We start from the raw sequence: 9,827 nt of genomic DNA on the forward strand, positions 1-9,827 counted from the left end.
CCCCTGCCCCCTCGGGCCTCGGCCTGCGGGGGCCGGCCGGTGGCGCCGCCGTCGGGCTCGCGCTCGGCCTCCGGCGGGTGCTCGGTGAGCCAGCGGGTGATCGCGATCCGGGCCGCCGGGGTCTGCGCGTGGTCGAGCCACTCGGGCGCGGGGGCGGAGGAGCTGTCCTGGGCGAGCAGCAGGTCCAGGGTGTCGCCGTCGCGCAGCACCGTGCCGAGGCTGACGAGGCGGCCGTTCACCCGCGCGCCGACGCAGGCGTGGGCGGCCTCGCCGTAGCGGGCGTACGCGGCGTCGACGCAGGTGGCGCCCGCGGCGAGGCCGAGCGGCCCGGTGCGGTCGCCGTAAATGGTGATCTCCCGCTCGGCCGCGAGGTCGTCGCGCAGCGTGGACCAGAAGGTGTCCGGGTCGGGGGTGGCCCGCTGCCAGTCCAGCAGCCGGGTCAGCCAGTCGCCGACGCCGCTGCCGGCGGGCCGGGCGAGGGGGTTGTCCAGGGCGATGACGCCGGCCTCGGCGATGCGGTGCATCTGGCGCGTACGGACGAGGACTTCGACGACATGGCCGCGCTCGTCGACGACGGCGGTGTGCAGCGACTGATAGAGGTTGAACTTCGGCGCGGCGATGAAGTCCTTGAACTCCGACACCACCGGCGTGAAGCAGGTGTGCAGCTCGCCCAGCACGGCGTAACAGTCGGCGGGCTCCTCGACCAGCACCAGCAGCCGCGCGAAGTCGCTCTGCCGCAGCTCGCCGTGCTCGCCCTGCCCCGCACGTTTCAGCCGGACGCGGTGCACGGAGACGACATGCCGCGGCCGGAGCTGCACCTGCGCGGCGATACGGGCCTCGCCGAGGATGCCGCGCAGCTCCTCCGCCGTGTCCTGGAGCGGGTCGGGGCGGGCGGCGTGCTCCAGCAGCCGCTCGCGGGTGGCGGCGTAGTCCTCGGGGTGCAGGATCGCGAAGACCAGGTCCTCCAGCTCGGTCTTCACCGTCTGCACGCCGAGGCGCTCGGCGAGCGGGATGAGGACGTCGCGGGTGACGCGGGCGATCCGGGCCTGCTTCTCGGGGCGCATCACGCCGAGGGTGCGCATGTTGTGCAGCCGGTCGGCGAGTTTGATCGACATCACGCGGACGTCGCTGCCGGTGGCGACGAGCATCTTGCGGAAGGTCTCCGGCTCGGCGGCCGCGCCGTAGTCGACCTTCTCCAGCTTGGTGACGCCGTCGACGAGATAGCAGACCTCCTCGCCGAATTCCTCCCGGACTTGGACGAGGGTCACGTCGGTGTCCTCGACCGTGTCGTGGAGGAGGGAGGCGGTCAAGGTGGTGGTCTCGGCGCCGAGTTCGGCGAGGATCAGGGTGACCGCGAGGGGGTGGGTGATGTACGGCTCGCCGGACTTGCGCATCTGGCCGCGGTGGGAGAGCTCGGCGAGCAGGTACGCGCGGCTGAGGGTGTCGAGGTCGGCGTCCGGGAAATAGGCGCGGTGCGCCTTCGCCACATGCTCCAGCGCGTCCGGCACCCGGCCGCGCGGGGCGGCGGCCGCCGACAGCAGTGCGACGCGGCCGAGTCGGCGCAGGTCGAGTCTGGGCCGGCGGCGGGGAACAGCCCCGCCCGCGGGGTCTCCCGAGGATTCCGGGACCGGGCCAACCTCTGCGCTCAACAGGCACCTCCGGCAGGTCAACCGGTGGCAGCGTCGCCCTGGGCAGTCCGTGCTGTGTCGTCCAGGACCTGCCGAACCGGTGCTTGATGCTACCGAGCCCATCACGGAGCGCGACGCCGCTCTCGCCGAGAGTGCGCCGGATCACCTAATCGAGCGAATTGCCACCGGGTTTGGGGGTGTGCTGGCCGTTTTTGACGCTGCGAGCTGCGTAGTGAGGTCCTCAGCGGCGCGCAGTGGCGCTCAGCGGCCCTCGGCCGCGCTCAGAGCCAGCCGTCCTCGGTACGGCCCTCCGCCACGATCACCGCGGGTCCGGTCATCTCCACGGCCCCGTCCGGGTGCTCGGTGATCACCAGCCGGCCGCCGGGCACATCCACCGTGTACGTCTCCGGCCGGCCCGTAACGGCCGGGTCCACGCCGTCCCGCCGCGCGCTGGCCACCGCGACCGCGCAGGCGCCGGTGCCGCAGGAGCGGGTCTCGCCGGAGCCGCGCTCATGCACCCGCATGGCCACATGCCGGGGGCCGCGGTCGACCACGAACTCCACGTTCACACCGTCGGGATACGCCCCCGCAGGGGCCACGCCGGGCGCGCGGAAGAGGTCGCCCGCCTCGTCGAGGTCGTCGATGAAGGCGACCGCGTGCGGGTTGCCCATATTGACGTGCCGGGCGGGCCAGGAGCGGTCGCCGACGCTGACGGTGACGTCGCCGTCGATGAGCCGGGCGGCGCCCATCCCGACCGTGACATCGCCGTCCTTGGCCAGGTGCACCCGCCGGATCCCGGCGCGGGTGGCGATGGCCAGGTCGCCGGCCTCCACGAGGCCCGCGCGCCGCAGATAGAGGGCGAAGACGCGGCTGCCATTGCCGCACATCTCCGCGACGCTGCCGTCGCTGTTGCGATAGTCCATGAACCACTCGGCCTCGGCCGCCATCTCCCGGGCCTCCGGGTGCGCCGCGGACCGCACGACGCGCAGCAGCCCGTCACCACCGATCCCGGCCCGCCGGTCGCACAGCTTGGCGACGTCGGCGGCGGACAGCTCGATGACGCCCTCGGCGTCCGGAACGATCACGAAGTCGTTCTCGGTGCCGTGGCCCTTGAGGAAGTGCAGCGCGTTCACGCGATCAATCGTACGGGGCGGCGCCGACAACGGCCGCGCCGCGGCTCGTACGGCCCTCAGCGAAGCCGGGCCACGCGCCAGACGGCGAGCGCCGCCAGCACCGCGACCAGCCCGAGATACAGCGCCACGATCCGCCAGTCGGCCTTGCGTCCCGACCCCTTCGGCGGCAGCCCGGGCAGCACGTAACCGACCCTGCGGGCCGCCATCATCGCCCAGCCGCCGGCGCAGCAGGTGATCAGCAGGCCGAGCATCGCCACGACCGCGCCGCTGTCCCCGAACTCGAAGGCGAGCGGGAAGGCGAACATCAGCGAGCCGAGGACCGCCAGCACGACGATCGGGGCGAGCTGCCAGAAGCGCAGCAGCTTCGGCGGGCGCAGCTCGCGGAAGGACTCGCCGCCTTCTGCCGCTGCCGCCTGCTCGTCCTCGTCGGGACCATCCGCGGCGAGACCGCCGGGCGTCAGCTCGTCAGCCGCAGGCAGCTCCTGCGGCTCCGGCTTCCGACGGGTGTCACGAGGGCCGGCCTCCATTGCCACATGCCCTCCCTCAACCTCCGGCGGTACCGATCGAATACGGCTCGATTCGCATTGATGATGGCACGCCCCGGAACCCCTCAAGCACCACGGGGACGTCCCGATGCCATCACGTGATCAGCCTGTGACCGGTCGTTCGAGCAGGGCTCGCGCCTGTCCCTCGAGCCTCTCCTGACCGGCGCTCGCACCGCTCAGCCAGTGCACCCGCGGGTCCCGGCGGAACCACGAGTCCTGGCGCCGCGCGAAGCGCTTGGTGGCGCGCACGGTCTCGTCGCGCGCCTCCTGCTCCGTGCACTCGCCGGCGAGGAACGCGAGCACCTGCTGATAGCCGAGCGCCCTGGACGCCGTACGGCCCTCGCGCAGCCCCTTGCCCTCGAGGGTGCGCACCTCGTCCACGAGCCCCGCCTCCCACATCCGGTCGACCCGGAGCGCGATCCGCTCGTCGAGCTCGGGGCGGGGGACCTCGACGCCGATCTGGACGGCGTCGTAGACCGACTCGTGGGTGGGGAGGTTGGCGGTGAACGGCCGCCCGGTGATCTCGATGACCTCGAGGGCGCGGACGATGCGGCGGCCGTTGCTCGGCAGGATGGTGCGCGCGGCGTCCGGGTCGGCGGCGGCCAGGCGCGCGTGCAGGACGCCGGAGCCGGCGTCGGCGAGCTCGGCCTCGAGGCGGGCGCGTACCGCCGGGTCCGTACCGGGGAAGTCGAGGGTGTCGATGGCGCCGCGGATGTACAGGCCGGAGCCGCCGACCAGCACGGGGGTCTTTCCGGCGGCGAGCAGCCGGTCGATCTCGGCGCGGGCGAGCCGCTGGTACTCGGCTACGCTCGCGGCCTCGGTCACGTCCCAGATGTCGAGCAGGTGATGCGGCACCCCCTGCCGCTCGGCCTCCGTCAGCTTGGCGGTGCCGATGTCCATCCCGCGGTAGAGCTGCATGGAGTCGGCGTTGACGACCTCGCCGCCGAGGTGGCGGGCGAGGGCGACGCCGAGGTCGGACTTGCCGGCGGCGGTGGCGCCGACGACGGCGACGACCTGCGGTGCGGGGGCTGGGAGAGGTGCGGCTGCGGTCACGCCGTAAGTCTCGCAAAGGCTGGAAAGTCAGCGACACGCAGCGCCCGGCCACGAACGAGCGACGTGACGTGCCGCCCCCGGGGTCGTTTGGCGTTGCGAGGTTCCGACCGCCGGTTTGCGGACCGATAGCCGGAGCGACGCAATGAGACGCTCCGGATGGTGCGGAATTTCGCCCACATGAGTCAGCTATGGAGTGATAATGGGCGTTCTTGACACGCTTCTCCGCCGCAAGAAGAACCCGTCAACCGATGAGGCGGCGTCGGCCACCCAGACGGCCGCACCCGCCGAGGAGGCGGGGGCCGACGCTGCTGCCGCCGCGGCGACGGAGGCGGCCGACGGCGCCGCTGCCGAAGGGGGTGACCAGGCCCCGGCGGAGGAAGCGGAGACCGAAGCCGCGGCCAAGGCCGACACCGGCGCGGGCACCATCCCGCAGCAGCAGACCCCGCAGGACGCCCCCGACAGTGAGTCCGGAGAGGGCGCGCGCAAGTAAGGCGCGTCGCTGGGTGCGCGCCGGTGGGGCGCGCACCCGGGTATCCGGCGTTACGGGTAGGCGGGTTCCGGTATCCGGGTTTCGCTTGACACCAAAATCGAACATCCATTCAGATGGAGGTCTCCGGCCGCCCGCGATCCGCGGTTATCCACAGGTCGGGGCGGCGTCCGGCCGCATTGTCAGTGGCAGGCGCTAGCGTCGTGGACGTGAAGCGATCGAACCAGACATCCCGGGTGGAGCCCATGGCAGCAAGTGACCGCGAGAAGGCGCTGGACGCCGCTCTCGCCCAGATTGAACGGCAATTCGGCAAGGGCGCGGTCATGCGTCTCGGTGAGCGTCCCAATGAGCCCATCGAGATCATCCCCACCGGCTCGACCGCTCTCGACATCGCCCTCGGCGTCGGCGGCATCCCGCGCGGCCGTGTGGTGGAGGTGTACGGCCCGGAGTCCTCCGGTAAGACGACCCTCACGCTGCACGCCGTGGCCAACGCGCAGAAGGCCGGCGGCTCGGTGGCGTTCATCGACGCCGAGCACGCCCTCGACCCCGAGTACGCGAAGAAGCTCGGCGTCGACATCGACTCCCTGATCCTCTCCCAGCCGGACAACGGCGAGCAGGCCCTGGAGATCACGGACATGCTCGTCCGCTCCGGCGCCCTCGACCTGATCGTGGTCGACTCCGTCGCGGCGCTCGTCCCGCGCGCGGAGATCGAGGGCGAGATGGGCGATTCGCATGTGGGTCTGCAGGCCCGGCTGATGAGCCAGGCGCTCCGTAAGATCACCAGCGCGCTCAACCAGTCGAAGACCACCGCGATCTTCATCAACCAGCTGCGCGAGAAGATCGGCGTGATGTTCGGCTCCCCGGAGACCACCACCGGTGGCCGGGCGCTGAAGTTCTACGCCTCGGTGCGGCTGGACATCCGCCGCATCGAGACCCTGAAGGACGGCACCGACGCGGTCGGCAACCGCACCCGCGTCAAGGTCGTGAAGAACAAGGTGGCCCCGCCCTTCAAGCAGGCCGAGTTCGACATCCTCTACGGCCAGGGCATCAGCCGCGAGGGCGGTCTGATCGACATGGGCGTGGAGCACGGCTTCGTCCGCAAGTCCGGCGCCTGGTACACGTACGAGGGCGACCAGCTCGGCCAGGGCAAGGAGAACGCCCGCAACTTCCTGAAGGACAACCCCGATCTCGCCAACGAGATCGAGCGGAAGATCAAGGAAAAGCTGGGCGTCGGCGTCAAGCCGGAGGCGGCGGAGGCCGAGCCGGCCGCGGATGCCGCCGCTGCCACTGCCGCACCGGCTGCGGACGCCGCGGCGGAGAAGAAGGTCCCGGCTCCTGCCGCCAAGACCACCGCCAAGGCCAAGGCCGGCGCGGCGGCGAAGGGTTAGTCCTTGAACGCCGGCCGCGGTGGCTTCGGCTCGTCGAGGGCCGGGCGGAAGTCGTCGCAGGACGCGGACGGCCCGGACGGGGCCGGGCCGGTTGCCGACGAGCGCGATCCCGCCGAGCGGGCGCGGGCCATCTGCCTGCGCCTGCTCACGGGCACGCCCCGTACCCGCAAGCAGCTCGCCGACGCCCTCGCCAAGCGCGACATCCCGGATGAGGTGGCGGAGGAGGTGCTCTCCCGCTTCGAGGAGGTCGGGCTGATCAATGACGCCCAATTCGCGGGCGCCTGGGTCGAGTCCCGCCATCACGGCCGCGGACTCGCCCGCCGCGCCCTGGCGAGCGAGCTGCGCACCAAGGGCGTCGACACCGCGGTGATCGACGAGGCGGTGGCGCAGCTCGACTCCGACCAGGAGCTCGAGATGGCCCGCGAGCTCGTCGCCCGCAAGCTCCGCTCCACCCGCGGCCTCGACCGCGACAAACGCCTCCGCCGCCTGGCGGGCATGCTGGCCCGCAAGGGCTACAACCAGGGCCAGGCCCTGCGGGTCGTACGCGAGGCGCTGGAAGCGGAGGGCGAGGAACTGGAGGAGCTGGAGCACCTCCAGGACTAGCCCCCGGACATAGTGCGGCGGCCCGCCCCGGTTCTCCCGGGACGGGCCGCCGCCGTTTATCCGCTGCGGATCAGCCGCCGCTCACCTGGTCGAAGACCTTCTTCGCCTCCGGCCCCAGCCGCGGTCCCGCCAGCCAGTTGGCGGTCACCGGGCCGATGGACGTCACCGACACCAGCGACCGCTTGCCGCCGTCCTCGGCGAACCAGCCGCCGCCCGACGAACCGGCCGTCATCGTGCAGCCGATCCGGTACATCGTCGGCTGGCTGGCCTGGATCGACAGCCGGCCGACGCCGTCGGTGCACGAGAACGAGCGCTCACCGTCGTACGGCTTCGCGGCCGGGTAGCCCATCGCCGTCGTGTCGCCGACCTCGGACACCTTCGGCGCGTCCCACCACACCGGCGTCGCGGAACCGGTCGTCTCCTGCAGCGACTTGGCCCGGCCGTCCTTCGGCTTCACCTTGAGCACCGCGAAGTCGTACGGCGCGCCGACGCCGCCCTCGGTCCTGCCCTGCGAGATCCACTGGTTGGTGGTGCGAGCCTGGGTCGCCCACCAGATGCCCTGCGGCGCGATCTCCTGCTCGGTCGGCTGCTCGGCCTTCAGCTGCGTCGCCGACTTGCCCTGCGGGTTGTACGACGGCACGAAGGCGACATTGCGGAACCAGCCGCCCTTCTGGCCCGCGTGCACGCAGTGCCCCGCGGTCGCCACCAGGTTGGACTTCCCCGGGTTCGCCGGGTCCGCGACCACCGTGCCGGAGCAGACCATCGACCCCTGCGGGCTGTCGAAGAAGATCTTCCCGACGCCGGGCGTGGTGCGCGTGTAGGGCGTCCGGGCCTGCTGCGCCGGAACCGCCTGCGGTGCCGGGTCCGTTACGCCCTGGTCGTCCGCCACGTCCTCTTCGACGTTCTTGTCCGGGGGCTCCGCGTCCCGCATCCGGTCCGGGTCCCACAGGTCCTCGATGATGGGATTGATGAACTGCTGCGCCTCACGCAGCCAGTCGTCCCGGTCCCACTGCTTCCAGCCGCCGTCCTTCCACTTGTCGAGGTCCTCCATCGACGTCGGCAGGTCGTCGGGCAACTCGATGCCGCCCACCTCCTTGCCCTTCTTCTCGGAGGCGCTCGGCTTGGCGTCCGCGTTGTCGTCGCCGCCGCCCTCGTTGCAGGCGCTCAGCGTCAGCGCGAGCGCGGATACGACGGCGGCCGCGGCCAGGGCGGGCCGGGCTATGAAGCGCATTGGATCGATTCCCCCATTGGATTCATGGATGTCTTTCAGGCGTGTGGCCTTTATGCGGAACACAACTATGCCGTGACGGTGTGGACGGCTCGCAGGGGGCCACCGGTTCCGGACCGCCGCCAGCGGGTGCCAAGGATCTTGGCACCCGCCCGTGTTCTGCCGCCGCGAGCGTCGTTGGTACGTACGGGGGCGGGCGTCATCCGACTCACCCGCGACGAGGCAGTGGCCCGGAGAAGACGGAGGGGGCGGCCGTGCTCGCAGCAGACGCAGCCGAAGCCGGTGCAGTTGGGAATGCCGACGAGCTGTCCGAGCGCGATGCGATCCTGCGCCGGCAGTCGGCGCGCGAATCCACGGCGCGCACCTATGCCCGCTCGCTGCCCATCGTCCCGGTGCGCGCCCGCGGCCTGACCATCGAGGGCGCCGACGGCCGCCGCTATCTCGACTGCCTCTCCGGCGCCGGCAGCCTCGCCCTCGGCCACAACCACCCGGTGGTGCTCGAAGCCATCCGCTCCGTCCTCGACTCCGGCGCCCCGCTGCATGTCCTCGATCTGGCCACGCCGGTCAAGGACGCCTTCACCACGGAGCTGTTCCGGTCGCTGCCGGCCGGATTCGCGGACCGGGCCCGGGTGCAGTTCTGCGGCCCGGCCGGCACGGACGCGGTCGAGGCCGCGCTGAAGCTCACCCGCGCGGCCACGGGGCGGCGCGGGCTGCTCGCCTTCACCGGGGCGTATCACGGCATGACGGCGGGCGCGCTGGACGCGAGCGGGGCGCGCGGCGCGGCCGTGCCCGCCGCGGGTGCGGGCGTGACACGGCTGCCGTATCCGTACGACTACCGCTGCCCGTACGGCGTGGGCGGCGACCGCGGCGCGCAGCTCGCCGCGCGCTGGACGGAGAGCCTGCTCGACGACCCGCGCGGGGGTGTCGAGCCGCCCGCCGCGATGATCGTCGAGCCGGTGCAGGGCGAGGGCGGCGTGCTGCCGGCGCCGGACGCCTGGCTGCGCCGGATGCGGGAGCTGACGGCCGCGCGCGGCATCCCGTTGATCGCGGATGAGGTGCAGACGGGTGTGGGGCGCACCGGAGCTTTCTGGGGCGTGCAGCACAGCGGCGTGATCCCGGACGTGATGGTGCTCTCGAAGGCGGTCGGCGGCTCGCTGCCGCTGGCGGTCGTGGTCTACGACCAGGACCTCGACGTCTGGCCCCGGGGCGCCCACGCCGGCACCTTCCGCGGCAATCAGCTGGCGATGGCGGCGGGCGCCGCGACGCTGAAGTTCGTACGGGAAGAGGACCTGGCCAGGCATGCCGCCGACCTAGGCGCGCGGATGCTGACGCAGCTGCGCGGGCTCGCGGAGCGGCATGCGTGTGTCGGGGACGTACGCGGCCGGGGCCTGATGATCGGCGTCGAGCTGGTCGACCCGGCGTCCGGCGGCGACGGCAAGGCACCGTATCCGGCGGACCCGGAGCTGGCGGCGGCGGTGCAGGCGGAGTGCCTGGCGCGCGGCCTGATCGTGGAACTGGGCGGCCGGGACGGCGGGGTGCTGCGCCTGCTGCCACCGCTGACGCTGACGGACGAACAGGCGTCGGCGGTGCTGTCGCGCCTCGCGGACGCGATCGAGGCGGCGGAACGGGGCGCCTTCCGGCGGGGTGACTCGCCGCGCACGGACGAGTGGGCGTCCGGCGGCCGCCAGGCGCACGGCCCACCGTCCCCGGTGCCGCGCAGCCGCCCCGCGCTCCACTCCTGACGGCCCGGCCGCCCCCACCC

At 72.5% G+C, this 9,827-nt stretch carries 9 protein-coding genes; 4 read left to right on the forward strand and 5 right to left on the reverse strand.

The window, feature by feature from the left end; genetic code table 11:
- From G5C51_RS35845 to miaA, 4 genes are all read right to left on the reverse strand, one after another.
- On the reverse strand, positions 1-1,649 hold a 1,649-nt coding region (locus G5C51_RS35845), incomplete at its 3' end, for a RelA/SpoT family protein (RefSeq protein WP_165244000.1).
- A 260-nt stretch (positions 1,650-1,909) separates the two neighbouring features.
- Positions 1,910-2,761 carry a diaminopimelate epimerase gene (dapF, locus tag G5C51_RS35850; RefSeq protein WP_165244002.1) on the reverse strand — a complete coding sequence of 284 codons (852 nt, stop codon included), beginning with the start codon at positions 2,759-2,761 and terminating at the stop codon, positions 1,910-1,912.
- A gap of 56 nt (positions 2,762-2,817) precedes the next feature.
- Entirely contained in the window at positions 2,818-3,288 is a 471-nt protein-coding gene (locus G5C51_RS35855; protein ID WP_165244004.1) for a hypothetical protein, read from the reverse strand.
- Between the two features lie 120 nt (positions 3,289-3,408).
- The gene (gene miaA, locus G5C51_RS35860) at positions 3,409-4,359 is read right to left on the reverse strand and encodes a tRNA (adenosine(37)-N6)-dimethylallyltransferase MiaA (protein WP_165244006.1); all 951 of its coding nucleotides are present in this window, start codon (positions 4,357-4,359) and stop codon (positions 3,409-3,411) included.
- 199 nt (positions 4,360-4,558) lie between these two features.
- On the opposite strand from miaA, the gene G5C51_RS35865 reads away from it, so the two are divergent.
- The 3 genes from G5C51_RS35865 (at position 4,559) to recX (ending at position 6,837) form a co-directional block, all read left to right on the forward strand.
- Positions 4,559-4,849, forward strand: coding sequence for a hypothetical protein (locus tag G5C51_RS35865; RefSeq protein ID WP_165244008.1), 291 nt, complete (start codon positions 4,559-4,561; stop codon positions 4,847-4,849).
- Positions 4,850-5,091: 242 nt separating this feature from the next.
- Positions 5,092-6,234: a recombinase RecA gene (gene recA / locus G5C51_RS35870; protein ID WP_165244010.1), complete on the forward strand. Its 1,143-nt coding sequence runs from the start codon at positions 5,092-5,094 to the stop codon at positions 6,232-6,234.
- Between the two features lie 3 nt (positions 6,235-6,237).
- Positions 6,238-6,837 (forward strand): recombination regulator RecX, encoded by a 600-nt coding sequence (gene recX, locus G5C51_RS35875; protein WP_165244012.1) that lies wholly within the window; start codon positions 6,238-6,240, stop codon positions 6,835-6,837.
- A gap of 70 nt (positions 6,838-6,907) precedes the next feature.
- Here recX and G5C51_RS35880 read toward each other — a convergent pair whose 3' ends face one another.
- Positions 6,908-8,068 (reverse strand): trypsin-like serine peptidase, encoded by a 1,161-nt coding sequence (locus G5C51_RS35880; protein WP_165244014.1) that lies wholly within the window; start codon positions 8,066-8,068, stop codon positions 6,908-6,910.
- A gap of 302 nt (positions 8,069-8,370) precedes the next feature.
- Between G5C51_RS35880 and G5C51_RS35885 the strand changes: the two genes are divergently transcribed.
- Positions 8,371-9,807: a diaminobutyrate--2-oxoglutarate transaminase family protein gene (locus G5C51_RS35885; protein ID WP_165244015.1), complete on the forward strand. Its 1,437-nt coding sequence runs from the start codon at positions 8,371-8,373 to the stop codon at positions 9,805-9,807.
- Positions 9,808-9,827: the final 20 nt, after the last annotated feature.

It is taken from the genome of Streptomyces coryli (assembly GCF_011044975.1).
In the GTDB taxonomy this organism is placed as follows: Bacteria; Actinomycetota; Actinomycetes; order Streptomycetales; family Streptomycetaceae; genus Streptomyces; species Streptomyces coryli.

What these genes read in the sequence shown, in the direction of transcription:
- G5C51_RS35855 (WP_165244004.1), bottom strand. Translation starts at nt 3,288, where the DNA reads ATGGAGGCCGGCCCTCGTGACACCCGTCGGAAGCCGGAGCCGCAGGAG.
- G5C51_RS35865 (WP_165244008.1), top strand. Translation starts at nt 4,559, where the DNA reads ATGGGCGTTCTTGACACGCTTCTCCGCCGCAAGAAGAACCCGTCAACC.
- recA (WP_165244010.1), top strand. Translation starts at nt 5,092, where the DNA reads ATGGCAGCAAGTGACCGCGAGAAGGCGCTGGACGCCGCTCTCGCCCAG.
- G5C51_RS35880 (WP_165244014.1), bottom strand. Translation starts at nt 8,068, where the DNA reads ATGCGCTTCATAGCCCGGCCCGCCCTGGCCGCGGCCGCCGTCGTATCC.